The organism is Planktotalea sp. (assembly GCF_018607995.1).
Taxonomy (GTDB): Bacteria; Pseudomonadota; Alphaproteobacteria; order Rhodobacterales; family Rhodobacteraceae; genus Planktotalea.
Map to the genome: position 1 here is coordinate 84196 of NZ_JABBAL010000017.1, position 26144 is coordinate 110339.

The following is a 26144-nucleotide window of genomic DNA, read 5'->3' on the forward strand; positions in this document are numbered from 1 at the left end:
ATGGACTGGGCGAAAGACAGTGCAACTTGGCCCAACACTGCCCATTCGCGTTTCGTGTCTAGCGCGCCCCATCGATGGCACGTGCAGGACATCGGCGATGGGCCTCTCGTTTTGCTTTTGCATGGGGCGGGTGGCGCGACGCATAGCTGGCAACATCTGACCCCCTTACTGCAACCTCATTTCCGCGTCGTAGTGATTGATCTTCCTGGGCAGGGTTTCACCAAGCTTGGCGCGCAACAACGCTGCGGATTGGATGCGATGGCAGAGGATATTCTTACCCTATGTCGCACAGAGCAGTTCAATCCTTATGCTATCATCGGTCATTCCGCAGGAGCGGCCATTGCTTTGCGCATGGCGGAACTTATGGCACCGGACCAGCCTAAGATCATAGGGATAAACGCAGCACTTGAACCCTTCGCAGGTGTTGCAGGTGTGGTGTTCCCTTTGCTTGCGAAAGCTATCGCAGCCCTGCCCCTTGCCGCTGATTTTTTCAGCGCCACCTCCTCGCGCGGACAAGGGGTCGAACATATTTTGAAAAGCACAGGATCAAACCTGCCAAAGGACGATATCGCCTTTTACAAGCGTCTTGTCGCCTCGCGCTCGCATGTGAATGCAACGCTGCAAATGATGGCGCAATGGTCGCTCAATAACCTGATTGCAGGCCTGCCGCAGAACGGTGCTGAGACGCTTTTGATCGCCGGAAAGAAGGATACTACCGTTCCCCCTAAAACATCCCGGAATGCCGCGGCGAAAATGCCAAATGCGCGGTTTGAGTTGTTGCCAAATCTCGGTCATTTAGCGCATGAAGAAGATGCAGAACGCGTCGCCACCATAATACTTGAGGCGCTCGCGCCTTTGCACATCAAAAACCAAGGAAGATCACTATGACATCCCAGAAAACCATCCTGCGCGCTCTCAGCGGTGAAACATTGCCCACGCCGCCAATCTGGATGATGCGCCAAGCGGGTCGGTATCTTCCTGAATATCGTGCCACACGCGCGCAAGCTGGTGATTTCCTGTCTCTTTGCTATAATTCAGAGCTCGCGACCGAAGTGACCTTGCAACCTATTCGACGCTACGGCTTTGACGCCTCTATTCTATTTGCGGACATCCTTTTGGTGCCTCAGGCCTTAGGGGCAGATCTGCGGTTTGAAACGGGCGAAGGCCCGCGGTTGTCGACAATCACCACGCAGGCAGAGCTGGACGCTTTGAAACCTGCGGATGATATCCACGACCATCTCTCTCCCGTTTACGAAACGGTCAATCGACTATCTAAGGCGTTGCCTGACGAGACGACTTTGATCGGCTTCGCAGGTGCTCCATGGACCGTTGCGACCTACATGATTGGCGGCAAAGGCACGCCAGACCAAGCGCCCGCGCATGCGTTGAAGGCCGAGAACTTGCCTGTCTTTGAAGGCGTACTCGATCGGATCACAGAGGCCACGATTGCCTACTTGAACAAGCAAATCGAAGCTGGCGCTGAAGTAATCAAAATTTTCGATAGCTGGGCTGGCTCGCTCAAAGGCGATGATTTCGACAAATATTCCCTCGCACCCATGCGCAAAATCGTTGATGGCGTGAAAGCTGCACATCCAAACACACCGATCATCGCTTTCCCACGTGGCGCGGGCGAGCGCTACAAAGGGGCACATGCCGCCATTGGTGCCGATTGTATTGCCTTTGACGACGCTGTCAGCGCCGAGTGGGTTGCACAGAACGTACAGCCCGACGGCTGTGTGCAAGGCAACCTTGCGTCCAGCCATATGGTGACAGGTGGTGAGACCTTGGTGTCTGAGACGCGCCGCATCGTCGATGTGCTTTCGAACGGGCCACATATTTTCAATTTGGGTCACGGTATTACGCCTGATGCAGATCCTGAGAACGTTCAGTTGATGATTGATACAGTTCGCGCCTAAACGGTCATCTCAATCGTTGACGGCGAGGGACTTCGATCGTCAAGTTGCAGAGATCCAAATCAGGATTGCGGTCCTCAATCGCTACACAGCTCTTGGCAGACCTAAAATCGAGCTAGTGTGCCGACTCCGCTTGCGGAAAGGAGAAGACTGCCCTTCACCTGATTCGTGTAAAAAAGCCAAGTGGCCGCTCTATTCAGTTGAGCCACGAGGCCACTCTCGAGTTGGCCTAGCGCGCAAGAAAACGAATGTCAGCGGGAAAATCACCCCATGGCACTTCGCACGGTTCCGAATTAGGGTGAGGTAACGCTAACACTCTCTTGGAGCCTACCTTGTCTAAAACTGATGCTCGCCCTCTGACGCTTCGTGATGTTTCTGAAGAATCCGGTGTCTCGGAAATGACCGTCTCGCGGGTTTTGCGCAATCGTGGGGACGTCTCGGCGGCGACCCGTGAAAAGGTGCTCAAGGCAGCGAAAGAGCTGGGTTATGTTCCCAACAAAATCGCAGGTGCGCTTGCCTCCCAACGCGTGAACCTTGTCGCAGTTGTGATCCCCTCGCTCTCCAACATGGTCTTTCCTGAGGTGATGACAGGCATTTCTCAGGTGCTCGAAGACACAGAACTTCAGCCAGTTGTCGGTGTGACAGATTACCAGCCTGAAAAAGAAGAACGCGTGCTTTTCGAAATGCTGTCCTGGCGACCCTCTGGCGTGATTGTTGCGGGTCTAGAACATTCGGATGCCTCGCGTGCGATGCTAAAAGCGTCAGGCATTCCCGTCGTCGAAATCATGGATGTAGATGGCACGCCAATTGACACGAGCGTGGGTATTTCCCATCGCCGCGCCGGACGTGAAATGGCGCAAGCGATTATCAAAGGACGCTATGAGCGCATCGGATTTATGGGCACGAAAATGCCGCTCGATCACCGTGCGCGCAAACGATTCGAGGGATTCACTGAAGGGCTTGGAAAGGCGGGCATCGAAATCGCAGAGCGCGAGTTTTATTCGGGTGGTTCTGCATTGGCCAAAGGTCGCGAAATGACTGCGGCTATGCTTGAACGTGATCCAGAGCTCGACTTTCTCTATTATTCCAACGACATGATTGGCGCGGGTGGTCTGCTGTATCTTATGGAAAATGGTTACGATATCCCTGCGCAAATCGGTCTTGCGGGGTTCAATGGTGTCGAGTTGTTGCAGGGCCTGCCACGGCAATTGGCAACGATGGATGCCTGCCGACAAGAGATTGGTCGCAAAGCTGCTGAAATTATTGCGCAACGTGTTGAAAACCCAGAAATCGAGCTGGACAAACGCGTTGAGTTGACCCCTAAAATTAGCTTTGGCGAGACGCTGAAACGTCGTTAGCCCGTGGCGCTGCCCGTTCTCAAAAACAAAGCCGCGCGAGCAATTTTTCTGGATCGGCATTTGCTAAGCGCTGCACCCTCGGGGTCTGGCAAGGGCGAAGACTTATTTGATCTGATCACCCAACTTGGCTTTGTTCAGGTCGATAGCATCAACACGGTTGAGCGCGCCCATCATATGGTTCTGCGCGCGCGACGAGCAGCGTATCGCCCCACAAACCTCACGCCCTTGCTGGAAAAAGATCACTCCCTATTCGAGCATTGGACGCATGATGCCTCCATCATTCCAACCGCATTTTTCCCACATTGGAAGCTACGCTTTGAGCGTGATGCAGAAACATTGCGGCGTCAGTGGCGCAGTTGGCGGCGTGAAGGGTTCGAAGAAAAAGTCGACACGCTTTTAGAACGCATTGAAGCGGAAGGGCCCAAGTCTTCGGCCTGTGTTGGCGAAGGCGAAAAGCATGGTTCTAGGGGTTGGTGGGATTGGCATCCTTCAAAGACGGCCTTGGAATATCTGTGGCGCACAGGTGAATTGACCGTCACGCGTCGCGAATCGTTCAAGAAGTTCTATAATGTGACCGCGCGTGTTTTGGATGCGGGTTTGATCTCCCCAGAACCCAAAAGGTAGAGCAGCATCGATTGGCTCTGTAATGCCGCTTTGGATCGTTTGGGCTTTGCAACATCAACCGAGATTGCGGATTTTTGGGATATCGTGACCAAGGCGGAAGCGAAGGAATGGTGCGCTACTGCGGATCTGACTGAGATTGATGTTGAAAGTGTTGATGGTACTTTGCGTCGCTCTTTTGCGCGCGATGGAATTTGGGACGAAACGCCCCCAAAGCCCACAAGCCGCCTGCGCATTCTTAGCCCCTTTGATCCGGCGCTTCGCGATCGCAAACGTGCGGAACGTTTGTTTGGCTTTCACTATCGCATCGAGATTTTCGTGCCCGAAGCAAAGCGGCAATACGGGTATTACGTGTTTCCAATGCTTGAAGGTGACAGGCTTGTAGGCCGCATCGACATGAAGGCCTTGCGCTCTGATGATATTTTGAACGTTACTGGCCTTTGGTGGGAAAAGGATGTTCAGGCAACACCTGCACGACGTAAAAAACTATTGGCTGAGCTGGATCGCATGGCGCGATTTGCGGGCGTTGAGCGCGTCGTGATTGACCCGAAGCTTGGCCTTACGTCAGAACACTAGCGCAACTGGTCCGCGAATGTGTCGATGAGTTTATGTTTGAGCAGCTTCCCTGTCGGCGCAGCGGGCAAGCTAAGCGCAAGAATGATCTGGCTCGGGCGTTTGTAGGGTGACAAGCGCGGTTCGACAAAGGCGCGTAAAACTTCAGTGGAGACTGTATCCAGGGAGGGGGTTTGCACAAAAGCAAGTACCTCTTCATCCCCTGTAGACGTTAGCCGACCAACGACCGCAGTCTGGATCACATCTGGATGATCGTTGAATGCTGCCTCCACCTCGGGCGGGTAAATGTTGAAGCCGCCACGTATGATCAGCTCCTTACTGCGCCCAAGGATATGTAGCAGGCCAGCGTCGTCAATCCGACCCAGGTCGCCCGTGTGCATCCAACCTTCTGCATCCAGAACCTTGTCGGTTTCATCCTCATTGCGGAAATACCCAAGCATAATATGAGGCCCGCGCGTCAGCACCTCACCAATCCCATCACCACCGCCCGTCGCGGTTTCGTCAATCGCAATCTCGACCCCTGCCAAAGGTGGCCCAACAGAGATATCTGGATCACCAAACGCGCTTTTGGTTGTGCACACACCTGCGCTGGTTTCGGTCATGCCATAGCCGTTTTGCAAGGCGATCCCATAAAACGCCTCCGCCTTGCGTTTCCACACGGGATCAAGCGGAGCGGCACCAGATGAGACATATCGCAAAGGCCCACCGGCGATGGAGGCGATCCCTTGCTCTGCTGTGTATTGCATCAACACTGCGTGCATCTGCGGGACTGCTGGCAAGATCGTCACGCCATCGCACAAGGCCGCATAGAGCTTGGCCGCGCCAAATCGTGCTTCTAACCGGATCGTCGCACCTGCAAATGTCGCCGCCATCAGCATCGAGGCAAGGCCAAATACATGGGTCATCGGCAGCGCGCCATAGACCGTATCGTCCGGCGTTATACCCCGTGTCTTAGCCGATGTTTTGCCAGCATAGACCAGATTACCATGGCTCAGCATCACCCCTTTCGGCGTGCCCGTCGTCCCTGTTGTGTACAGCATCACGGCGACGTCTAGGGTATCAACAGGATCGCTCACGCCCAAATCAGCCATCATCACTGTACCCCATGGGCCGCGCACGTCGCGAGCCTCAAAAGATGTACCATGGGTTTTGGCGTCCTCAGACACGTTCGACATGAAAATGGCCATGCGCGGCGTGGCGTGCGTAACGATGCGGTTCAATTCTGTCGCCGTTTGCCGCGCATTCACAGGAACCGCCCAAGCACCGACCAGAGAACACGCATAAATGAACGCGCAAACAGCCGCGCAATTTTCCGTCACCAGAAGCACGCGATCACCACGTTGAACGCCAGTCAGTTTCAAAAGGTCAGCAGCGGCTTTGGTGCAGTTCCACTCACGCTCAAACGTCCATTTATCTCCATTCCAATCCTCAAGCGCTACCCCGTTGGGCCGCTTTGAAGCCTGATATTGAAGAAACTCATGAATGCGCATGTGTTGCCTTTGAAAGCCGACCCGCCGCTGCCTCGGCCTGTGCTTCGAGCCGCGCAATAATCTCCGCCATTGGCTCTATCTTATCCGTAAGCCCAAGCGCATGGCCCGCAGACAACATACCGCGCGACACATCGCCTGTTTCGTAAGCCTTGCGTCCCACAGTGCCCGCCACATGCGCGCGCAAACCCTCGAACCCGATCTCTGGGTTCTCCAATTCAAGCTTCGCAACCACGTCCGTCGTTTCATTGCGCAGCGTGCGAATTGTGTTGCGCACAGTGTGCATCGTCAGCGCTGTGTCGCGTTCTGTGGCATCGACAAGCGCTTGTTTGTAATTACGATGCGCGTTCAGCTCCTCCGCAACAAGCAAACGTGTGCCCATGACAACACCGCTCGCCCCCATCGCAATAGCAGCAGAAATCTGCGCTCCATGGCCAATGCCACCCCCGATGAGAAAAGGGATCTGCAACCGCTCAAGCGCGAGCGCATTGTTCACCATCGTTCCAATCAGATCGAGCCCAGGATGCCCCCCACATTCAGCCCCCACAATCGCGACCATATCAACGCCAATGCTTTGGGCTTTCAGAGCGAAACGGACGGAGGGCACCTTGTGAATGACAAACGATCCCTGCGCTTTCAGCTGTTCCATATATTCTTCTGGGTTACGGCCAGAAGTCTCAATCGCCTTAACGCCTTCATCCGCAATCAATTTGAAAATATCCGCGGTCTTTTCGCCCGGCACCAACTTGGGCAGCATAGACACGTTTACGCCAAACGGTTTATCGCCACACAGGCGTTTGGCCTTCGTGATTTCGGTCTTCAGATCTTTAGGATCAGGAAAGGAGGCAGCCGTCACAAACCCCATGATGCCCGCATGTGCACAGGCAGCAACATAATCCGCATCCGCAAGCCACATCAGCCCGCCAGCCAACACGGGCAATCGCAGGGCGAATTCTTCCGTCAAGGGCGTGTTCAAGATCATGGGTAATCCGGCTTTTCTTTATTGAGAAAGGCGGCGATGCCAATCTTTGCTTCCGTATCGACAACCGCACGGATCATCGCTTCGCGTTCCGCGTCGAGCTGTTGTGCTTCGCTGTTTTCATAGGCGCTGTTAATTAACCCTTTGATCGTCCCTTGAGTCTTGCGGGGACCTTGGGCGAAACTCTCTGCAATAGCATGTGCATGACTCAAAGGATCGGTATCGATGGCGTTGATCACTCCAAGGTCCGCCAAACGTTCCGCAGTCACAGACCGCGCGAGCAGGCACATTTCACTCACCATTTGACGCGGCAACATGCGTGTCAGCGCGGACGTTAAGCCAGCATCAGGCACGACACCAGCCTTCACATAGGAGGCCGTGAACGTCGCGGTCGGCGCAGCGATGATCATGTCACAGGCCAAGGCAAGCGACAGGCCAGCCCCCGCAGCACCACCTTCAATCGCAGCGATGATCGGTACGGAAGCGTTGCGCAGGCCAGTCACCAAATCATGCAACTCCTGCACCTTCGCGCGGCGCTCTTCTAGGCTAAGCCCACTGCGTTCGCGAAGCGTGTTCAGATCACCACCAGAGCAAAAGAAACCGCCCTCAGACGAAAAAATGATCGCACGGATGCTGGGATCAATTGCACGCTCCAAGGCCAGCAAAATTACGGTGTAAAGATCCGGTGAGAGTGCGCCACGCTTTGTGGGGTTAGCGTTTACGATGACCAAAGTGGCGCCTTGTTGCTCGATGCGTGCGAGGCTCATGTCAGTTTCTCCTCTGGGACACGTTTGAACACGCCGCTCGACGTAGCGATCAAAGTACCGTCTTCATGACGCAGCTCGCTCGAAATGAACTTCAACGACTTGCCACCGCCTGTGATGCGACCCATCGCAGTCACGCGCCCAGGTCGGCCCGGTGCTACGAACTGCACGTTCAGCGAAACGGACAGGAACGGTACAAATCCCGATGGATCAACCGTCAAGCTCCCCGTTGCACCGCTCGCGCTATCCAAAAGCATGGTCGCGATCCCGCCGTGAAGCACGTTGTGACGGTTCAGATGCTGCTCATCCAAATCAAGCCAACAGCGTGCGCATCCATCTTCATGACCCACGTCGATGACATAACCGACCAGCCTTTGCGTTCCCGTTTCATTGCGTATCTCGCGCGTCATTTCAGACGGCACTCAATGCAATAAACCGTTCCAGATGATGGTCCGTATCCCCGAACATATGATCCGCCATCACCACGCGTTTCGCAATATGGGCAAGCTCATATTCTTGGGTCATCGCAATGCCGCCATGCATCTGAATCGCCTCTTCCGCAATCAAACGCGCAGCTCGGCCAACTAGGTTCTTTGCGGCGCTTACATAACGATCCCTCAAATGTGTATCCGCATCCAGATATCCGGCAGCACCAATCACCGCAGAGCGCGCTTGTTCTAGCTCAATCAACATATCAGACAAGCGATGCTGCAACGCTTGGAATGTACCAATCGGTTTTCCGAATTGCTTGCGTGTTTGCAGATAGTCGATGGTCAGCTTCGTCGCCGTTTCCATACCCCCAAGCGTTTGTGCACAAATCGCGGTGATCGCTTTGGCAAAAACAGTCTCTAAATAGAGGAATGCGCTGCCCTTTGGCCCAAGCCTCTTGTCGTCACTGACACTAAGCCCGTCCAGATAAATGTCAGCAGCCATGCCACCGCCCATGACAGCCGTCGTGCGCATATCAAGGTCAGGTGCAGGCACTAAGAATAGCGAAATGCCATTTTGATCGTCATTGCCGCCGCTTTCGCGTACGGAGATAATCACAAAATCTGCATTCGGTGCGCCCATAGCCATGGACTTGTGACCCTTGATTTTACCATCCTCATACTGGGTTTCCACACGACTTAGATCATAGCGACTGCGTGGCTCACTATGAGCAAGCGCAATCTTGGTGTTTCCGTCAATGATAGACTCTAACAAGCCCTTTTGTGCCTCATTTCCAAGCGCGGCGATCAGCCCACCACCAAAGATACAGGTCTCCAAGATAGGTTCGACAATACCTGCGCGACCGAGCTCTTCGAAGACAACAGCGATATCAAAACCAGCACCGCCAAAGCCACCTTGCGCTTCATCAAACAGCGCACCTTGAATGCCAAGCTCTGCGAGTTGTGACCAGATCTCAGCGCTCATACCACTTTCGCTTTCAAGGATCGCATTGCGCGTCGGCACGTCATATTTATCAGCTAGGAACCGTCGCAACGTGTCTTGCAGCATTTGGCGTTCTTCGGTCAGCTCAAAGTTCATCGCATCGCCCCCAAGGTTGTTTTGGCAATGATCTGGCGCTGCACTTCGTTGGAGCCTCCAAAGATCGAGAGCTTACGATTGTTGAAATACTCCGCTGCAACGGGCGCCGCGTACTCGGGACCAAATGGCGCTTCATTCGCGCCTTCAATCGCCTCTGAAGCGAAGGGCAGTGCATAGGGTCCAACCGCACGCCGTGCGAGATCGTTGATCTCTTGGCGGATGATGGAACCTTTCACTTTCAACATTGACGCTTCCAACCCCGGCGCACCACCTTTGGCGGCTTGGCTGACGATCCGCAGATTGCTCAGGCTCATCGCCATCAAATCGATCTCAACCTGCGCGATACGCGCGGCGAAGTGCGGATTTTCTATCAGCGGTATGCCAGCTGACAATTCAGATTTCGCAATGCGCTTAACGGCTTGCAGACCCGCGTTTGAAAAACCAACACCCGCAATATTCGTGCGCTCATGCGTCAGCAGGTATTTGGCATAGGTCCAACCCTTGTTCTCTTCACCAACAAGGTTTGCGACGGGCACTTTCACATCAGTGAACCACACTTCATTCACTTCCGCGCCACCATCCAAAAGTACGATAGGACGCACTTCGATTCCCGGTGTGTCCATGTCGATCAGCAGGAAAGAAATGCCCTCTTGCTGCTTCACATCTACATCCGTCCGCACCAAGCAGAAGATCATGTTTGCGTGCTGGCCTAGGGTCGTCCAAGTCTTCTGGCCATTGACAATATAATGATCGCCCTCACGCACTGCGCGCGTTTTGAGGGACGCCAAATCGGACCCAGCACCCGGTTCGGAGTACCCCTGACACCACCAATCTTCACCGCTTAGAATACGCGGGAGCCAGCGATCGCATTGCTCCTTCGATCCGAATTTATGCAGCACAGGCGCGAGCATCGACAGGCCAAAAGGCACAATGCGCGGCGCGTTTGCGAGGGCTGCTTCTTCCTCATAAATGTGACGCTGCACAGCGTCCCATTCCGCGCCACCAAACGCCTTGGGCCAATTCTGCGCGAGCCAGCCTTTGTCATTCAGAATGCTGTGCCATTCATCCATGTCAGCCTTGGTCAGATCACCGCCAAGGCGCACTTTCTCGGACATCTGCTTTGACAATTTCTCAGCCAGAAAATTACGCACTTCACTTTGGAAAGCGCTTTCTTCGTCGGTGTAACTCAGATCCATTATGGTGGCCCCTTAGAAGATTTCGAACAGTCCAGCGGCACCCATACCGCCACCGATACACATTGTGACAACACCCAGCTTTGCGCCACGACGCTTGCCCTCAAGCAGCAAGTGTCCAGTCATGCGCGTGCCGCTCATTCCGAACGGATGCCCAATCGCGATGGAGCCACCATTGACGTTGCATTTCTCGTCATCAATCCCAAGACGATCCCGCGAATACAGCGCTTGGGAGGCGAAGGCTTCATTCAGTTCCCACAAATCGATGTCGTCAATTTTTAGCCCATGCCGCTCCAGCAAACGCGGCACCGCATAAACTGGCCCGATGCCCATCTCGTCAGGCTCACAACCCGCAACCACGAAGCCTTTGAAAGCACCAAGCGGTTCGATACCTTGGCGCTCTGCATCGCTCGCCTCCATCAGCACCACCGCAGCAGAGCCATCAGAGAGCTGGCTTGCGTTCCCAGCGGTCACATAACCGCCTTCGCGTACCGGACTTAGCCCAGTTAGACCCTCGATATTGGTCTGCGGACGGTTACACTCGTCGCGATCTACAGTAACCTCGTGCTGCGAGATCTCGCCCGTTTCTTTGTCCTTCACAGCCATGGTCGCAGCCATCGGAACAATCTCATCCGCGAACTTGCCCGCCGCTTGCGCCGCCGCCATACGCAATTGCGAGCGCAGGCCATATTCATCCTGTGCATCGCGCGAAATTTTATATCGCTCAGCCACATTATCCGCCGTTTCGATCATGGTCATGTAGACGGCAGGCTTATGTTCTTTGATCCATGGGTCATGAGATGGCACCGCGTGATTGCCCGTGAGCGAGATGCTCTCAACACCACCCGCGACCATCGGGCCCGCACCGTTTTGAATGGATTGCGCAGCCATTGCGATGGTTTGCAAACCGCTGGAACAGAACCTATTCACTGTCGCACCGCATACCGACACTGGCAGGCCTGCGCACAATGCGATTTGACGTGCGATATTGCCGCCTGTTGCGCCCTCTGGCGTGGCGCAGCCAATCAGCACATCCTCCACGCTGGCGGGGTCAATGCCCGCGCGCGAAATTGCGTGTTGCACCGAATGCGCGCCCAAGGTTGCTCCATGTGTTTGATTCAAAGAGCCGCGAAACGACTTTGCCAAACCGCTTCTTGCGGTTGATACGATCACTGCTTGTTTCATACAGTGTCTCCTTTGTTCAGATCATCGAAAGTTTTTCCAGCCGCCACGAGGCGTTCCAAAAGCTGCGCAGGCTGCCAAAAGAAATCATCCTCTTTGGCGTAGCTTTGGATATCCACCAGAATTCCATCCAGCCCTTGCAGGTCCGCCCACTTCAAGGGTCCACCCCAATGGCGCGGAAATCCGTAGCCAAAGAGCAGCACCATATCCACATCCAGAGGCCGACGTGCGAAGCCCTCATCAACGACTTTAGCAGCCTCATTCACCATCGCGCACATGTAGCGGCGTTGGATTTCGTCCTGGCTAAAGGCACGCGGCGTGATGCCAAGTTCGCGGCGTTCTGCCTCAATCAATGCCGTGACATTCGCATCAGGCGTGCCACCGCGTTTACCCTTTTCGTAAATGTAATAGCCCTGCCCTGTCTTCTGACCAAAATGCCCCGCCTCACACATCTTGTCGGCATATGTCGCAACGCGTTCGCGGGCATCACGCGTCGGCGCAAGGCGCTTGCGTGTGGCCCAACCGATATCGAGGCCGGCCAAATCAGCGACTTCAAACGGACCCATCGCAAATCCGAACGCGGTCATCGCCGTGTCGATCTCAAATGGCGACGCACCGTCCAGAACCATGTGATCAGCACAAGTGCGATAAGTCTTGAGGATACGATTGCCGATGAACCCGTCACACACACCAGAGCGCACAGCAATCTTGCGCATAATCTTGCCAAGCGCAAAACCAGTTGCGACAACGTCAGGTGCGGTGTCCGCCGCAACGACGATTTCGAGTAGTTTCATTACATGAGCGGGCGAGAAGAAATGAAGGCCAAGAACATCAGCCGGACGTGATGTGCTTGCTGCGATCTCATTCACATCAAGGTAGGACGTGTTGGACGCCAAGACAGCACCCTTTTTGCACACGCGATCCAGTTTGGCGAAGATCGTTTTCTTCACACCCATCTCTTCAAAGGCAGCCTCGATCACAAGATCCGCATTGCTAAGTGCGTCGTAGCTGTCGCTGGCGCGAAAGCCATTCGCCATAATCGCATCGTATTTATCAGCGGTTAACTTACCGCGTTTCACCGACCCTTGAAGGAAACCTGACACCCGATCTGCACCCGCCTGAGCAGCGGAGCTATCGCGTTCAACCATCGTGACATCAAGACCCGCAAGCAAAGCAGCAACCGTGATACCCGCGCCCATCGTGCCACCGCCAATTACACCAATGGCCTTCACGTCACGCGGTTCAACACCTTTGAGTTCTGGCAATTTCGAAACAGCGCGTTCGTTAAAGAACGCATGGATCATCCCTTGCGATTGGGGCGACTTAAGAAGCGCCATGAACATGTCGCGCTCAAGCTTTATCCCTGCATCAATGTCGTTGTTGCAAGCGTGCTCAACCGCGCGAACAGCAGTTGCTTGGGCAATCTGACCACGGCCCTTGGTGAGCGCTGCTTGGTGGATTGCATCGAAATCAACAGGCGTGGGTCGCGGCATGTTCCCGACAGGACGCGGGCCTTTCCCCTCGGCCAAGATGCGCTGCGCGTAAGCGACGCCAATCTCTTCTATGTCGCCTTCACCGATCTCGTCGATGATGCCCAATTCCAACGCCTCGGCGGCACCCACTTGGCGACCCGTTGTTATGATCTCGATCGCGCGCTCAACCGCAATCAAGCGCGGTAAGCGTTGTGTACCACCAGCCCCCGGAAGCAGGCCAAGCAGGACTTCGGGCAAACCTACTTTCGCAGAAGAAACAGCGATACGGTAATGGGTGCCAAGCGCCACCTCTAAACCGCCGCCCAGCGCCGTTCCATGAATCGCTGAAATCACTGGCAGTGAACAACGCTCGATCCGGGTGCAAACGCTTGGCAGGCCCGGCTCTTTGAACGGCTTGCCAAACTCTTTGATATCCGCACCCGCAAAAAAGGTGCGCCCGCCGCCAACAATCAGCGCTGCTTTTGCTTCACTTTCAGCGCGTTCTAGACCCGCAATCAAACCGCTGCGCACAGCATGTCCTAGTGCGTTCACAGGTGGGTTATTCGCGCGCAAGATCGCGATATCGCCCTTTAGTTCATATTCGATTGCGTCGCTCATCGTAGGTTCTTTCGTCAAAGGTGTTCGCGTGACAGCTTGCAACACCTCGCGTCATTCGTCACCACGTTCTGGCTCGCATGAACGTAGCGTCACGCATTCGGGCAAACTCGCTTTCACATATCTGCTTTAAGTCCGCAGCTTTGCGTTCTTATAGTGGCGCGAACGAACCGCGGTCGACCTACAACAGAAAGCGCATCTTGCATGGATATCAGATATACTGAAAGTAGCGATATTTCAGGGCTGAAACAGGTTCTTGACCAGACAGAGCTTTTCCCGAGCAACATGCTTGAGGGTATGGTCAAAGGGTTTCTTGACGGCGAAACCGATGATCTGTGGCTTACACTCGAAGTGCAGGGCGTCGCGCTTGGCTTTTGTTATGCCAATCCCGAGCAGATGTCAGAGGATACGTGGAACATTTTGGCGCTTGCCGTCTCGCCCACGCTTCAAGGGAGCGGTGCGGGCACACAGCTAACTGAGCAAATGGAAGTGCAAATCGACGATCAAGGGGGCCGCATTGTGATCGTAGACACGTCCGGCACTGACGCTTTCGCAAAAACGCGCAGGTTTTATGAGAAAGTCGGTTACACCGAAGAAGCGCGCATTCGCGATTTCTGGAGCAAGGGCGACGATAAGGTCACCTATTGGAAAGCGTTGAGCTAGCGATGATTTCCTACGTCACAGTCGGCGCAGATGACATTGCACGCGCGAAACAATTCTACGACGCGTTTTTGCCAGCACTTGGGTATGGGCTGAAAGAGGGACCAGAGGGACTAAGCTACGCACTACCTGTCGCGCCGGACCAAACCACCCTTCTGCCGGATTTTTACATAAAACCGACATTCAACGGTGCACCCGCTTCGGCAGGCAATGGCACGATGGTCGCGTTTGAAGCGCGCAATCAAGCCCAAGTACGCACCCTTCATTTAGCAGCACTCGCCGCCGGTGGGACTGACGAAGGCCAACCCGGTTTTCGCGCTTCTTACGGGCCGCATTTCTACGTCAGTTACTTGCGTGATCCCCAAGGTAATAAGATCGCAGTCTATTCCTGCGATCCTAATGAACCCGGCCGCGACGCAGTTTAACCCGCGACCATCAGACCTTCAGCCTTAAGCGTTGAGTGACATTCATCCAGTGATTGCCACGCGCGTTCAATCAACGTGTCGATTTCTGCTTCATTAATCACCAAAGGCGGCGAAATGATCATCCGATCACCGACATGACGCATCACCAGATTGTTGGCAAAGCACCGCTCGCGGCAGATGAAACCAACGGTGCCTGTGTCGGACTTAAACGCTGCACGGCTTTCCTTGTGCGGCGTCAGAACGAGCGAGCCCATCATCCCAACAAGGTTCGCTTCGCCCACAAGCGGATGCTCTAACATCGTGTCCCATTTCTGCTTGAGATAAGGGGCCGTCTGTTCACGCACGCGCGTCACGATACCCTCTTCATCAAGGATGCGCAGGTTCTCCAAAGCAACGGCAGAGGCTACGGGATGACCAGAATAAGTATAGCCGTGATTGAACTCGCCTGAGTTGATCACGCTTGCAATTTCATCGGAGATAATCGAACCACCAATCGGCTGATAACCAGAACTCAGACCCTTAGCGATCGTCATGATGTCAGGGCGAATGCCCATGGTGGTCGAGCCGAACCAATTGCCAGTGCGTCCAAAACCGCAAATCACCTCATCCGCGATCAAGAGGATTTGATACTTGTCACAAATACGCTGGATCTCGGGCCAATAGGTCGAGGGCGGCACGATAACACCACCCGCGCCTTGCACAGGTTCTGCGATAAAGGCCGCGACGCGGTCGATCCCCATTTGCTCAATCGCTTGCTCTAACTCTTGCGCGCGCATCAGACCGAACTCTTCAGGGGTCATATCACCACCCTCTGCCCACCAATTGGGTTGGCCGATGTGATGAATGCCGGGGATCGGCATTCCACCTTGCGCATGCATCCCGCTCATCCCGCCTAGGGAACCCGAGCCAACAGAAGAGCCGTGATAGGCATTATGGCGCGAGATTATCACCTTCTTGGATGGCTTGCCTTTCATATCCCAATAGGTGCGCACCATGCGGATATTGGTGTCATTCGCCTCTGATCCAGAACCCGCGTAAAAGACGGTGTTCATTCCCTCAGGCGCGAGTTCGGCAATACGCTGACCAAGCGCGATCACAGGCACATGTGTCGTCATGAAAAACGTGTTGTAATACGGCAATTCGCGCATTTGACGCGCCGCAACATCAGCCAACTCTTCGCGCCCATAACCAACATTGACACACCATAGACCCGCCATGGCATCAAGGATTTGATTGCCCTCAGAATCGCGCAACATGACGCCATCAGCACTGGTGATAACCCGCGCACCTTTGGCCACGATCTCATCGCCCGTCGTGAAAGGGTGCATATGATGTGCCGCATCAAGTGCCTGTAATTCAGCCGTCGGCATGTGATTGGTGATCGCGTTCATCAGGGCGTTCCTTCTTTGGGCAAACGGCGTTTTATTGATAATATGAGTTACTTCAGTCTAATCAATCAATACAATAAAAACTTGCGACTCTTTCCAGCGCATGAAAACAATCTGCCCCAGACTGCTATGCATCACAAAAGCAGCGACAAAGGTGTCTTAGGGAGTTCCACTCATGAAAAAACTAATGCTCGCCAGTGCGACGATTGCGCTGATCGCAGGAAACGCGACGGCCGAAGAAGTCCGCGTTTACAACTGGTCCGACTATATCGACAAAGCCCTCTTGGAGAAGTTCGAAGCCAACACAGGCATAAAGCTGATCTACGATGTGTTCGACAGCAACGAATTGCTTGAGACAAAGATGCTCGCGGGCGGTTCCGGCTATGATGTCGTCGTCCCTTCTGGCACATTCTTGCAGCGCCAGATCACCGCGGGTGCGTTCCAGAAACTCGATATGTCCAAACTGCCAAACATGGGCAACATGTGGGACGTCGTGTCCTCGCGCACGGAGCAGTATGATCCCGACAACGCATACTCGATCAACTACATGTGGGGCACGACTGGTATCGGCGTGAATCTCGGTAAAGTGAAAGAAATCCTTGGCGACGATGCGCCTGTGGATTCCCTTGAGCTGATCTTGAACCCAGCCAACATGGCGAAATTGGCGGACTGCGGCGTTCATATGCTCGACGCGCCTGCGGAAATGATCCCAATGACGCTGAAGTTCCTCGGCGAAGACCCAGACAGCCACGACCCCGATGTGATTGCCAAAGCAGAACCGGTTCTGACCGCTGTACGCCCGCACATCCAGAAGTTCCACAGCTCTGAGTATATCAACGCACTTGCCAACGGCGATATCTGCGTGGCCATCGGTTGGTCTGGTGACATCCTGCAAGCGCGTGATCGTGCTGTGGAAGCTAAAAACGGCGTCGAAATCGCATACCATGCCGCCAAAGAGGGCGCGCAAATGTGGTTCGATCAAATGGCAATTCCTGCGGACGCTCCAAACCCAGATGCTGCGCACATGTTCCTGAACTTCATCATGGACGCGCAGAACATGGCCGATGCGTCGAACTACGTTTACTACGCAAACGGCAACCTTGCGTCCCAGCCTTTGCTTGAGGAAGACGTGATCGGCGATCCTGCGATCTACCCTGATGCAGCTACGCTTGAAAACTTGTTCACCACAACGCCTTACCCACCAAAAGTGCAGCGCGTCGTCACGCGTATGTGGACTAAGATCAAGTCCGGTACCTAAGCCAAAAAATGCCCTCGCGTTCTATTTGACGCGGGGGTTTTTCTATCTGCGGAGATCACCCGAATGGCGCAAGAAACCTTGTTTGAACCTTGGAACGATCCCAACGAGTCCCCGCTGATTCAATTCAAGAACGTCACCAAAAAATTTGGCGATTTCACGGCCATCGACGATCTTACACAAGACATTTACGCCAAAGAGTTCTTCGCCCTGCTCGGCCCGTCCGGCTGTGGAAAAACCACGATGATGCGCATGCTGGGTGGCTTTGAAACGCCTACGTCTGGCACAATCCAGATCGCAGGTCAGGACATGAACAATGTCCCCCCCAACAAGCGCGCTGTGAACATGATGTTCCAAAGCTACGCATTGTTTCCGCACCTCTCGATCTATGAAAACATCGCCTTCGGGTTACGCCGCACCGATATGGCCAAAGGCGCGATTGATGCACGCGTGAACGAAATGCTCAAACTTACGCGTTTGGAAAAATTCGCCCAGCGCAAACCGCATCAGATCTCTGGCGGTCAGCGTCAACGCGTCGCCCTCGCGCGCTCCCTCGCGAAAGCGCCTAAGCTGCTCTTGCTTGATGAACCACTAGGCGCATTAGACAAGAAACTGCGTCAGGATACCCAGTTCGAACTGATGGATATTCAAGAGAAGACAGGCACGACCTTTGTGATCGTCACACATGATCAAGAGGAAGCGATGACCGTTGCCTCCCGCGTGGCTGTGATGGACGAGGGACGCATCATCCAAGTCGCCACCCCTGACGTCATCTATGAGGCTCCCAACACCACATACGTCGCGGATTTTATTGGCGATGTGAACCTGATCAAGGGCACGGTTGAGTTGCGCGTTTCAAGCGCGCCTGTAAATGACCCCGAACCAGGGGCAGTCGCTGAGAACATCGTCGACGAGACCCCAAGTCCTCAGCCAAACAAACTGGGCGAATGGATACACGATAAGCTTCTCTCTCCCATTATTGGAGAACGTATCGAGCCGATCAAACGCCTCCCTCCGCCCAGCACAGCTGAGTTGGCCGCCTCACAAGAAAAGATGCAAACTGCCCAAGATGGCGGCCTTTTGCTCAATTGGTCCGACAAGAACCCCACGATTATTGTAAGCAACGGGGATGAGACGAAAGACGGCGCAACGCTCACATTTGCGATCCGTCCCGAGAAGCTCAATATCTCTAAAACCAAACCCGACGCGCCCAATGCGCTGCAAGGTAAAGTCATCGATATCGCTTATCTCGGAAATGTGTCGACTTACTACGTCGAACTCATTGGCGGGCAAATGATTAAAGCGCAGATGGCCAACGCTCGTCGCCTCGCGCGCCGCGATATCACATGGGAAGACGACGTTTGGGTTAGCTTCACAGACACCGCTGGTGTCTTGCTGGAGCGCTAAGATGCGCCGTTTTTCCCTCATCGCTGTGCCGTATATTTGGCTCCTCGCGTTGTTTCTCATCCCTTTCCTAATTGTCCTCAAGATCTCGCTCAGCGACGCCGCTCTGGCGATCCCACCCTACGCACCGCAACTCGATTTTGCGGGCGGCTGGGGTGCGGTCAAAGCCTTCTTTGCTGATCTCGATTTCGAGAATTTTGAGTTCCTCACGACTGATGATCTCTATTGGAAAGCTTACCTGTCCAGCCTCAAAATTGCGCTCATCTCAACGGGTTTCACGCTGCTCATCGGCTACCCCATCGCCTATTCCATGGCACGCGCAGCCCCTGAATGGCGTCCAACATTGCTGATGCTGGTAATCCTGCCGTTCTGGACGAGCTTCCTGATCCGCGTCTACGCATGGATGGGCATCCTCTCCAACGAAGGCTTGCTCAACCAGTTCCTACTTTGGAGCGGCCTCATCTCCGAACCCCTGACCATCCTTAACACCAACACCGCCGTCTACATCGGCATCGTCTACACATACCTGCCTTTCATGATCCTGCCGATCTATTCAGCGCTGGAAAAAATGGACGACAGCTTACTCGAAGCTGCAGAAGACCTCGGCTGCTCGCGCACATCCGCCTTCTGGCTGGTGACTGTCCCGCTTAGCAAAACAGGCATCATCGCGGGCTGTTTACTTGTCTTCATCCCGACGCTGGGCGAGTTCGTTATCCCGTCGCTCTTGGGCGGTTCGCAAACCCTGATGATCGGCAAAGTCCTCTGGGAAGAATTCTTCAACAACCGTGACTGGCCCGTGGCCTCCGCCGTGGCCATCATCCTGTTGTTGATCCTCATCATTCCAATCATTCTATTCCAACGCAACGAGCAGAAGCAACGGGAAGCAGAGGGCCAATGAGCAATTCACCTATCTCCCTGTTTCCAAAAATATCCCGGGGGTGCGGGGGCAGCACCCCTGCTTGGATCGGATGCTTTAGCATTCGACCAAAAAAGGGGAGACAAGCATGAAGCGCTTCTCATGGTTTAACGCCACCGCCCTGACGCTCGGCTTCGCGTTTCTCTACCTGCCAATGGTGATCCTCATGATCTATTCGTTCAACGAGAGTAAACTCGTTACCGTCTGGGCAGGCTTTTCCACCAAATGGTACGGTGAGCTCATCCAGAACGAAGCGTTCCTCAACGCAGCTTGGGTCACCATCAAAGTCGCCGTCTTCTCCTCCACAATCGCCACCATCCTCGGCACCATGGCCGCTTATGTCCTCGTGCGCGCAAACCGTTTCAAAGGGCGCACGCTGTTCTCCGGCATGATCTATGCACCGCTGGTCATGCCAGAAGTAATCACAGGCCTCTCGCTCCTCCTGCTGTTCATCGGCATAGGTCTAGATCGCGGGGTACTTACCATAGTGCTCGCCCACACCACATTTGCGATGTGCTATGTCTCAGTCGTTGTATCCTCGCGCCTCGTCTCTTTTGACCGTTCGCTCGAAGAAGCGGCACTCGACCTCGGCTGTTCCCCTTGGCAAGCATTCCGCCTTGTCACACTCCCTATCATCGCGCCTGCAGTCATTTCCGGCTGGCTCCTCGCCTTCACACTCTCGCTCGATGATCTGGTCATCGCCAGCTTCACAGCGGGCCCGTCCGCGACAACGCTCCCAATCAAAATCTTTTCTGCTGTGCGCCTTGGTGTCAGCCCTGAAATTAACGCGCTCTCCACAATCATGATCGCCATCGTCACCATTGGCGTGATCGGCGCATCGCTCATCTCCAAACAAGCGAGCCTGAAACAACAACGCGATGAACAAGCCGCCGCGCGCGGGTGAAACGCATTTACGAACCACGCGCCTATGGTCCTGAACCCGTTAAACATGGCTTTTGGCAAACGACGATAGAATCGCTCGATCAGCCCGCTCTTCAAGGCACGCATCAAACGGACGTCGCTATCATTGGTGGCGGTTTCACAGGTCTCAACGCGGCGCTGCATCTGGCAGAGGACGGTGTTGACGTTACATTACTAGACGCGGAAACTATTGGTTGGGGCGCATCTGGTCGCAATGGCGGGTTTTGTTGTCTGGGCGGCGGTATCCTTGACGACAAAAAGATCGACAAGGTTCACGGACGTGACGCACGTCATGATTGGCGTACCTCAGAAAAGGATGCAATCGCACACGTTGCCTCCCTACTTGAGCGTTTCAAAATCGACGCTGATACGCACTCTAATGGCGAAACACTGCTCGCGCACAAAACCAAGCGCATCGCAACACTCGAACATCACGCGCAAGAGGTGACGGAAAACTACGGGGTTGAGCCGATCCTTATTCCACAAAGAGAACTCGCAAATCATGGACTATCCGGTCCATTTAATAGCGCTCTGACCATCCCGATTGGCTTTGGTTTGAACCCTCTGAAATACGCACTGGGAATTGCACGGGCCGCGATCAACGCTGGCGCACGATTATATGCCTACTCCCCCGTCACACGTATCGAGCAAGGTGCACAATTCACGCTGCACACCCCTCAAGGAAAACTCACTGCCAAACGTTTGATCATCGCCACCAACGGATATTCGTCCGAGGATATTCCAGACTGGCTCACCGCGCGCTATTTGCCGGTGCAATCGAGCGTTCTTGTCACCCGCCCATTAACCGACAATGAACTGAACGCGGCCAGATGGACCTCTGATCAAATGGCCTTCGATAGTCGTAATCTCTTGCATTATTTCCGCCTCATGCCAGATCGTCGCTTCCTCTTTGGCATGCGCGGCGGAATCTTTGTCAACAAACGCGCTGATGCGAAAATTAAACGGCTCATCCGCGAGGATTTTGAGGATATGTTCCCCGCTTGGAAACACGTAGACACGCCGCATCTGTGGTCTGGCCTCGTCTGCATGAACGCCAAAGGCGCGCCCTTTACGGGGCCGATCCCAGAGATGCCCGGCGCGTTTGCGTCGCTGAGTTATCATGGCAACGGCGTCGCAATGGCCAGCTATTGCGGCCCGCTTCTGGCGGATCTGGTACAAGACAAACCACCGCGCTACCCCTATCCTGGCGTGCTAAAAAACATCCCAAAAAGAATCCCGCTAGGGTCAAAACGCCGATGGCTCTTACCGCCTATCTATACAGCAATGGGTATAGTAGATCGCTGATCGATTCATCTTGCCAAATAAACTCAATTCCCGCCCTTAACCTTGCGGTGTCAACGTCGGACGCGCTTTGCCCCGCTTTAATCCCAACGCGCGTTCGCGCCATATGATCAGAAGTCCAGAGAGGATCACAATCGCAGATCCAAACAACATTTGCGGCGTGGGTACGTCTGCAAAGAACACATAGCCAATTATCATCGCAAACAGGATCGACGCGTAATCAAACGGCGCGATCACAGCAGCGTCTGCGAAACGGTAGGCCGAGGTGATGAAAATCTGTGCAACCCCGCCGATCAACCCTGCGCAAACCAACATTGCAATCGCCCCTGCGTCAGGCATGGTCCAACCAAAGGGTAGCGTTAAAAGCGACAGAACCGTCGTCGTCATCGAAAAGTAGAACACGATTGCTGCAGTCTGCTCCGTCTGCGCCAAACGTCTAATGTGGATCTGTGCCAACGCGCGAAACATCGCAGAGGCCAGCACCAAGATCACCCCGATTTGTGCAGCACTTTCCATGGCACCGCCTGAGAAGATCGACAGCCTCGGGGCCAGGATCACTACAACACCAACCAAGCCCAAAAGAACCGCCGACATCCGATAAACGCGCAGGCGTTCGCCCAAGATCAATGCTGCAAAAATAACCGTCATTAGCGGCGCGGCAAAGCCGATGGCCGTTACATCCGGCAAAGGCAGATAGGCAAGCGAGGAAAAGCCAAAGCCCATGCCGCACACGCCAATCAGGCCACGCCATACGTGTCCCATCGGGCGTGATGTACGCAAACCTGTGCGCAAATCATGGCGCCACATCAACCACCCAAGAATTACAGGCAATGCAAAGAAGGATCGAAAGAACATCGCTTGACCCGTCGGCACGTCCTCTGTCGTCGCTTTAATCAGCGCAGACATGACAACAAAAAGAACGACGGATGCGAGTTTAAGCGCGATGCCAGTGAATGAAGACATACCCCATCGCTATAACAGCATCGCACATGTTGAAAGGGCTACTCTGCCGAGCGTCGTGGCAACACCCAATCAGGGCGGATAAAGTGGCAGGTATACCCATTTGGCACCCGCTCTAAATAATCCTGATGTTCTGGCTCTGCTTCCCAGAAATCACTGACTTCCTCCAGCTCTGTCACAACCTTATCGGGCCAAAGACCAGAGGCATCAACATCCGCGATCGTATCCAGTGCAACCGCTTTCTGCGCTTCGTCGACATAATAGATGGCAGAGCGATAGCTTAACCCGCGATCATTGCCCTGACGGTTTGGTGTGGTGGGGTCATGGATCTGAAAAAAGAACTCCAAAAGTACGCGGTAAGTAATGCCTGCAGGATCGAAGATGATCTCAATCCCCTCCGCATGTGTGCCATGATTACGATAAGTCGCATTTGGCACATCACCGCCCGTATAACCCACGCGCGTAGAAATCACCCCATCCATCTTGCGGATCAGATCTTCCATTCCCCAGAAACATCCGCCTGCTAAAACTGCGCGTTCATTCATGCGATATCCTCCACTTGATCCAAATATTTGCTGTAACCTTCACCCTCCATCTCGTCCTTATGAACGAAGCGCAAAGAGGCGGAGTTGATGCAATAACGCAGGCCACCACGATCTACAGGCCCATCATTGAAGACGTGCCCTAAATGGCTATCTCCATGGCTAGAGCGCACTTCTGTACGGATCATCCCATGCGTTGTGTCGCGCACCTCTTTGACAAACTCGTGTACAAGCGGCTTGGTAAAAGAGGGCCAGCCGCATCCGCTCTCGTATTTGTCGGAAGAGGCAAACAGTGGCTCGCCAGATACGATATCCACGTAAATCCCTGGCTCCTTATTGCCAAGGTGCTTCCCTGTGCCGGGCCGCTCCGTCCCGCTTTCTTGCGTGACGCGATACTCTTCGGGGTTCAGCGTTGCGACTACATCCATATCTTTGTGATACTCGGCCATGGCTTTCTCCTAATATGCTTGTTCCTATTAGATGGGGCGTTGGCGTAAAAATCAAAGCAAGATTTCAATCTGTGCGCGACGCCGTGAACGATTGAAACATGACATTGATACTATCGCACACGCTGCTTTTCTCTCAAGAATCAGCTTGCGATCCTTGGGCGCCCCGATGCTTCCACTGAAATCACCGCTTCAATGAACACATCGCGCGCTTCTGCCTGTGCTGTGGTGACATCGCGATGTGCGTGCACATGAATGTCCTCAGCACCAGACTCTTGCGCATCCGCCAAAGCCTGCGCACGCAAATGATCCTCTAGCGCGTTCAACGCCAGCTCACCGTCAGCGTAATCCTCCGGCCCGCTTTCAAAATGCACGCGATACCGACCTTCGCTTGGTGCAGTCACTGTGCCTTGCCTGCGCATCGTCACGCGGCCAACAACGGCCCCAATCGCATTCGCAACACCGCCATGTTCAGGCAAGATTGCCTCACATCCCAGACGCGCACCAACCGCGGGATAGTAGCTCATAGCAGAGGCCCCAAGCCCAACAATCGGCAGGTTCAAACCAGCGTCTATGCGCAGCAAACCACGATGCTGATCCATTCCCATGCGCATTAATGTATGTCGCGCCAGATCGCTGGGGGCGTGAGTGAACTCATCGTTTTCTTCTGAAAAAGCAGTCTCTAACAAGGCCAAAACAGTCTGCTCTGTCAGTTGATCAATGACGATCTGCGCCATCACATCCGCCACGGGTGCCAGCATATCACCAGCACCTGTGCGCCGACGCCCCATCAAGCAGAGCGCCTTCTTGGCAGCCTCAACATCCCAAACTTCGATACGCCCTAAAGCATGGCTCGCATCGCTTGGCGTCAATGCCGCGATCTGCACAAGTCCGCGTTCGACAAGGCGCTTCAACGCTTGCGCCTCAATGCGGTTTTTCAGAGCATGTCCCATCGGCAAGACATTTATGCCAATCCGCTCCAGCAATGCAGTTTCCCGCGCGCCCAAACCGTCAACATTCAATCCTTTCACGACACGCACGAACCGCCCGTCATGCTCTCCCGGCACAGTGCTGCGCATTTGCGCATCAAGGGCAGCGTGCACTACGTCAGGCGCATCAAGCGCAATCAGGGAAACGGGCACAACGCGCCTCGGCCCCAGCGTGACACCGCCCTTCAAACCAGAGCCGATGAAATGCACCTCACTATCACCACCAAGCCCATGCGTTCGCATGGCAACAGCCTCGACCATTGTGCGATATGGCCCCACTTGCGCCCCCATCGGATCAATCGCAGGCCGCCCGTCTCGCAGCACGGCGATGTCCGTCGTTGTGCCTCCTATATCCGACACCAACGCATGATCCGCTCCAGTCAACCAACGCGCGCCAACGATGGACGCAGCAGGCCCGCTAAGGATTGTTTCAATGGGACGCTCGCGCGCCATATCAGACCCTATTAAAGCCCCATCGCCACGTACGACCATCAAAGGCGCATCAATGCCAAACCGCTTCAACGTTGATTGCGCAGAGCCAATTAGTCCGTCAATCATCCCAATCAAACGCGCATTCAAAAGCGCCGTCATCGCCCGCTTGGGCCCGTTGAGCTTAGCCGAAAGCTGATGCGACGCACTTACAGGGACACCAAGCATGTCCGAAACAATCGATATCGCGGCCAACTCATGCGCGGGATTGCGCGTAGCAAATTGTGCGGCGACAGCAACGGCTGACACATCAGAATGCGTCTCTAAAAAGTGCTTTAATGCCTCTTTGCCAAGCGGCGCGACCTCGCCGCCTGCGTGATTATGCCCCCCTTCAAGGATCAACACAGGATCCCCTTTCAAAGCATCACGCAAACCATGCGTATCAAGGTCGCGCTCTTTGAAGCCAATATAGATCAACGCCACGCGCCCACCCTGACCTTCGACCAGAGCGTTCGTTGCTAATGTCGTAGACAGCGACGCCATTGCGACGTCACTCGCGTTAACGCCACTCTCGCTCAGAACCGCTTCAATCGCGCCGCCAATCCCAAGCGATAGATCGTGCTTCGTCGTCAGCGATTTAGCCGAGGCCACAACATCACGATCGCCACGCAACAGCACAGCATCGGTATACGTGCCGCCCGTATCCACACCCAGCAAAAGCGTCATGACTGCCTCCCAAATTCACATCTGCCATAACAGCAAAACGCGACACGTCCCGCCTGTTTGCGCCGCCTTAGGCTTCATCTTTCAAAATAAACTTCCC

The 26144-nt window shown here is 54.4% G+C and carries 23 protein-coding genes and 2 pseudogenes; 12 read left to right on the top strand and 13 right to left on the bottom strand.

Features of this window, described 5'->3' with window-relative positions:
- From bchO to QZ280_RS06970, 5 genes and pseudogenes are all read left to right on the top strand, one after another.
- Nucleotides 1-888, top strand: a complete 888-nt coding sequence (gene bchO, locus QZ280_RS06950) for an alpha/beta fold hydrolase BchO (RefSeq protein ID WP_293441850.1) — start codon at nt 1-3, stop codon at nt 886-888.
- Nucleotides 885-1916 carry a uroporphyrinogen decarboxylase gene (gene hemE, locus QZ280_RS06955; RefSeq protein ID WP_293441851.1) on the top strand — a complete coding sequence of 344 codons (1032 nt, stop codon included), beginning with the start codon at nt 885-887 and terminating at the stop codon, nt 1914-1916. Before bchO ends, hemE begins: the two co-directional genes overlap by 4 nt.
- Before the next feature lie 10 nt (nt 1917-1926).
- Nucleotides 1927-2019: pseudogene (locus tag QZ280_RS06960) on the top strand (IS5/IS1182 family transposase); the annotation flags it as partial.
- 226 nt (nt 2020-2245) lie between these two features.
- The gene (locus QZ280_RS06965; RefSeq protein WP_009828840.1) at nt 2246-3271 is read left to right on the top strand and encodes a LacI family DNA-binding transcriptional regulator; all 1026 of its coding nucleotides are present in this window, start codon (nt 2246-2248) and stop codon (nt 3269-3271) included.
- Nucleotides 3272-3274: 3 nt separating this feature from the next.
- Nucleotides 3275-4468, top strand: a pseudogene (locus QZ280_RS06970) (crosslink repair DNA glycosylase YcaQ family protein).
- On the opposite strand, the gene QZ280_RS06975 reads toward QZ280_RS06970, so the two are convergent.
- From QZ280_RS06975 to QZ280_RS07010, 8 genes are read right to left on the bottom strand one after another with little or no spacing between them, the layout of a single operon-like run.
- A complete protein-coding gene (locus QZ280_RS06975; protein WP_293441852.1) occupies nt 4465-5955 on the bottom strand; it encodes a class I adenylate-forming enzyme family protein in 1491 nt (496 codons plus the stop codon). The pseudogene QZ280_RS06970 and the gene QZ280_RS06975 overlap by 4 nt on opposite strands.
- Nucleotides 5942-6934, bottom strand: coding sequence for a nitronate monooxygenase (locus tag QZ280_RS06980; protein ID WP_293441853.1), 993 nt, complete (start codon nt 6932-6934; stop codon nt 5942-5944). Before QZ280_RS06980 ends, QZ280_RS06975 begins: the two co-directional genes overlap by 14 nt.
- The gene (locus QZ280_RS06985; protein ID WP_293441854.1) at nt 6931-7698 is read right to left on the bottom strand and encodes an oxepin-CoA hydrolase, alternative type; all 768 of its coding nucleotides are present in this window, start codon (nt 7696-7698) and stop codon (nt 6931-6933) included. Before QZ280_RS06985 ends, QZ280_RS06980 begins: the two co-directional genes overlap by 4 nt.
- Nucleotides 7695-8105: a PaaI family thioesterase gene (locus QZ280_RS06990; RefSeq protein ID WP_293441855.1), complete on the bottom strand. Its 411-nt coding sequence runs from the start codon at nt 8103-8105 to the stop codon at nt 7695-7697. The genes QZ280_RS06985 and QZ280_RS06990 overlap by 4 nt, the downstream gene beginning before the upstream one ends.
- A 1-nt stretch (nt 8106) precedes the next feature.
- On the bottom strand, nt 8107-9222 hold the full coding sequence (locus tag QZ280_RS06995; RefSeq protein ID WP_293441856.1) for an acyl-CoA dehydrogenase: 1116 nt from the start codon (nt 9220-9222) through the stop codon (nt 8107-8109).
- Nucleotides 9219-10418, bottom strand: a complete 1200-nt coding sequence (locus QZ280_RS07000; RefSeq protein ID WP_293441857.1) for an acyl-CoA dehydrogenase family protein — start codon at nt 10416-10418, stop codon at nt 9219-9221. The genes QZ280_RS06995 and QZ280_RS07000 overlap by 4 nt, the downstream gene beginning before the upstream one ends.
- Nucleotides 10419-10430: 12 nt before the next feature.
- A complete protein-coding gene (locus QZ280_RS07005) occupies nt 10431-11600 on the bottom strand; it encodes an acetyl-CoA C-acyltransferase (RefSeq protein ID WP_293441858.1) in 1170 nt (389 codons plus the stop codon).
- Nucleotides 11597-13687, bottom strand: a complete 2091-nt coding sequence (locus QZ280_RS07010) for a 3-hydroxyacyl-CoA dehydrogenase NAD-binding domain-containing protein (RefSeq protein WP_293441859.1) — start codon at nt 13685-13687, stop codon at nt 11597-11599. The genes QZ280_RS07005 and QZ280_RS07010 overlap by 4 nt, the downstream gene beginning before the upstream one ends.
- A 201-nt stretch (nt 13688-13888) precedes the next feature.
- Here QZ280_RS07010 and QZ280_RS07015 point away from each other — a divergent pair, with 201 nt between their 5' ends.
- Together QZ280_RS07015 and QZ280_RS07020 are read left to right on the top strand one after the other, a co-directional pair.
- Nucleotides 13889-14347 carry a GNAT family N-acetyltransferase gene (locus QZ280_RS07015; protein WP_293441860.1) on the top strand — a complete coding sequence of 153 codons (459 nt, stop codon included), beginning with the start codon at nt 13889-13891 and terminating at the stop codon, nt 14345-14347.
- 2 nt (nt 14348-14349) lie between these two features.
- Nucleotides 14350-14769, top strand: coding sequence for a VOC family protein (locus tag QZ280_RS07020; protein ID WP_293441888.1), 420 nt, complete (start codon nt 14350-14352; stop codon nt 14767-14769).
- On the opposite strand, the gene QZ280_RS07025 is transcribed toward QZ280_RS07020, so the two are convergent.
- Nucleotides 14766-16160 carry an aspartate aminotransferase family protein gene (locus QZ280_RS07025; RefSeq protein WP_293441861.1) on the bottom strand — a complete coding sequence of 465 codons (1395 nt, stop codon included), beginning with the start codon at nt 16158-16160 and terminating at the stop codon, nt 14766-14768. The genes QZ280_RS07020 and QZ280_RS07025 overlap by 4 nt on opposite strands.
- Nucleotides 16161-16332: 172 nt before the next feature.
- Here QZ280_RS07025 and QZ280_RS07030 point away from each other — a divergent pair, with 172 nt between their 5' ends.
- The 5 genes from QZ280_RS07030 (at nt 16333) to QZ280_RS07050 (ending at nt 21958) form a co-directional block, all read left to right on the top strand.
- Nucleotides 16333-17415: a polyamine ABC transporter substrate-binding protein gene (locus QZ280_RS07030; protein WP_293441862.1), complete on the top strand. Its 1083-nt coding sequence runs from the start codon at nt 16333-16335 to the stop codon at nt 17413-17415.
- A 63-nt stretch (nt 17416-17478) separates the two neighbouring features.
- Nucleotides 17479-18819 carry an ABC transporter ATP-binding protein gene (locus QZ280_RS07035; RefSeq protein WP_293441863.1) on the top strand — a complete coding sequence of 447 codons (1341 nt, stop codon included), beginning with the start codon at nt 17479-17481 and terminating at the stop codon, nt 18817-18819.
- Between the two features lies 1 nt (nt 18820).
- Entirely contained in the window at nt 18821-19714 is an 894-nt protein-coding gene (locus tag QZ280_RS07040) for an ABC transporter permease subunit (protein WP_293441864.1), read from the top strand.
- A 106-nt stretch (nt 19715-19820) separates the two neighbouring features.
- A complete protein-coding gene (locus QZ280_RS07045) occupies nt 19821-20636 on the top strand; it encodes an ABC transporter permease (RefSeq protein WP_293441865.1) in 816 nt (271 codons plus the stop codon).
- Nucleotides 20633-21958, top strand: coding sequence for an FAD-dependent oxidoreductase (locus tag QZ280_RS07050; RefSeq protein WP_293441866.1), 1326 nt, complete (start codon nt 20633-20635; stop codon nt 21956-21958). Before QZ280_RS07045 ends, QZ280_RS07050 begins: the two co-directional genes overlap by 4 nt.
- A gap of 36 nt (nt 21959-21994) precedes the next feature.
- Here QZ280_RS07050 and QZ280_RS07055 read toward each other — a convergent pair whose 3' ends face one another.
- The 4 genes from QZ280_RS07055 to QZ280_RS07070 form a co-directional block, all read right to left on the bottom strand.
- Nucleotides 21995-22918: a DMT family transporter gene (locus tag QZ280_RS07055; protein WP_293441867.1), complete on the bottom strand. Its 924-nt coding sequence runs from the start codon at nt 22916-22918 to the stop codon at nt 21995-21997.
- A 38-nt stretch (nt 22919-22956) separates the two neighbouring features.
- Nucleotides 22957-23460, bottom strand: a complete 504-nt coding sequence (gene msrA / locus QZ280_RS07060; protein ID WP_293441868.1) for a peptide-methionine (S)-S-oxide reductase MsrA — start codon at nt 23458-23460, stop codon at nt 22957-22959.
- On the bottom strand, nt 23457-23906 hold the full coding sequence (gene msrB / locus QZ280_RS07065; RefSeq protein WP_293441869.1) for a peptide-methionine (R)-S-oxide reductase MsrB: 450 nt from the start codon (nt 23904-23906) through the stop codon (nt 23457-23459). The genes msrA and msrB overlap by 4 nt, the downstream gene beginning before the upstream one ends.
- A 140-nt stretch (nt 23907-24046) precedes the next feature.
- The gene (locus QZ280_RS07070) at nt 24047-26047 is read right to left on the bottom strand and encodes a hydantoinase/oxoprolinase family protein (RefSeq protein ID WP_293441870.1); all 2001 of its coding nucleotides are present in this window, start codon (nt 26045-26047) and stop codon (nt 24047-24049) included.
- Nucleotides 26048-26144 lie beyond the last annotated feature (97 nt).

What these genes read in the sequence shown, in the direction of transcription:
- bchO (WP_293441850.1), top strand. Translation starts at nt 1, where the DNA reads ATGGACTGGGCGAAAGACAGTGCAACTTGGCCCAACACTGCCCATTCG.
- hemE (WP_293441851.1), top strand. Translation starts at nt 885, where the DNA reads ATGACATCCCAGAAAACCATCCTGCGCGCTCTCAGCGGTGAAACATTG.
- QZ280_RS06975 (WP_293441852.1), bottom strand. Translation starts at nt 5,955, where the DNA reads ATGCGCATTCATGAGTTTCTTCAATATCAGGCTTCAAAGCGGCCCAAC.
- QZ280_RS06980 (WP_293441853.1), bottom strand. Translation starts at nt 6,934, where the DNA reads ATGATCTTGAACACGCCCTTGACGGAAGAATTCGCCCTGCGATTGCCC.
- QZ280_RS06985 (WP_293441854.1), bottom strand. Translation starts at nt 7,698, where the DNA reads ATGAGCCTCGCACGCATCGAGCAACAAGGCGCCACTTTGGTCATCGTA.
- QZ280_RS06990 (WP_293441855.1), bottom strand. Translation starts at nt 8,105, where the DNA reads ATGACGCGCGAGATACGCAATGAAACGGGAACGCAAAGGCTGGTCGGT.
- QZ280_RS06995 (WP_293441856.1), bottom strand. Translation starts at nt 9,222, where the DNA reads ATGAACTTTGAGCTGACCGAAGAACGCCAAATGCTGCAAGACACGTTG.
- QZ280_RS07000 (WP_293441857.1), bottom strand. Translation starts at nt 10,418, where the DNA reads ATGGATCTGAGTTACACCGACGAAGAAAGCGCTTTCCAAAGTGAAGTG.
- QZ280_RS07005 (WP_293441858.1), bottom strand. Translation starts at nt 11,600, where the DNA reads ATGAAACAAGCAGTGATCGTATCAACCGCAAGAAGCGGTTTGGCAAAG.
- QZ280_RS07010 (WP_293441859.1), bottom strand. Translation starts at nt 13,687, where the DNA reads ATGAGCGACGCAATCGAATATGAACTAAAGGGCGATATCGCGATCTTG.
- QZ280_RS07015 (WP_293441860.1), top strand. Translation starts at nt 13,889, where the DNA reads ATGGATATCAGATATACTGAAAGTAGCGATATTTCAGGGCTGAAACAG.
- QZ280_RS07020 (WP_293441888.1), top strand. Translation starts at nt 14,350, where the DNA reads ATGATTTCCTACGTCACAGTCGGCGCAGATGACATTGCACGCGCGAAA.
- QZ280_RS07025 (WP_293441861.1), bottom strand. Translation starts at nt 16,160, where the DNA reads ATGAACGCGATCACCAATCACATGCCGACGGCTGAATTACAGGCACTT.
- QZ280_RS07030 (WP_293441862.1), top strand. Translation starts at nt 16,333, where the DNA reads ATGAAAAAACTAATGCTCGCCAGTGCGACGATTGCGCTGATCGCAGGA.
- QZ280_RS07035 (WP_293441863.1), top strand. Translation starts at nt 17,479, where the DNA reads ATGGCGCAAGAAACCTTGTTTGAACCTTGGAACGATCCCAACGAGTCC.
- QZ280_RS07040 (WP_293441864.1), top strand. Translation starts at nt 18,821, where the DNA reads ATGCGCCGTTTTTCCCTCATCGCTGTGCCGTATATTTGGCTCCTCGCG.
- QZ280_RS07045 (WP_293441865.1), top strand. Translation starts at nt 19,821, where the DNA reads ATGAAGCGCTTCTCATGGTTTAACGCCACCGCCCTGACGCTCGGCTTC.
- QZ280_RS07055 (WP_293441867.1), bottom strand. Translation starts at nt 22,918, where the DNA reads ATGTCTTCATTCACTGGCATCGCGCTTAAACTCGCATCCGTCGTTCTT.
- msrA (WP_293441868.1), bottom strand. Translation starts at nt 23,460, where the DNA reads ATGAATGAACGCGCAGTTTTAGCAGGCGGATGTTTCTGGGGAATGGAA.
- msrB (WP_293441869.1), bottom strand. Translation starts at nt 23,906, where the DNA reads ATGGCCGAGTATCACAAAGATATGGATGTAGTCGCAACGCTGAACCCC.
- QZ280_RS07070 (WP_293441870.1), bottom strand. Translation starts at nt 26,047, where the DNA reads ATGACGCTTTTGCTGGGTGTGGATACGGGCGGCACGTATACCGATGCT.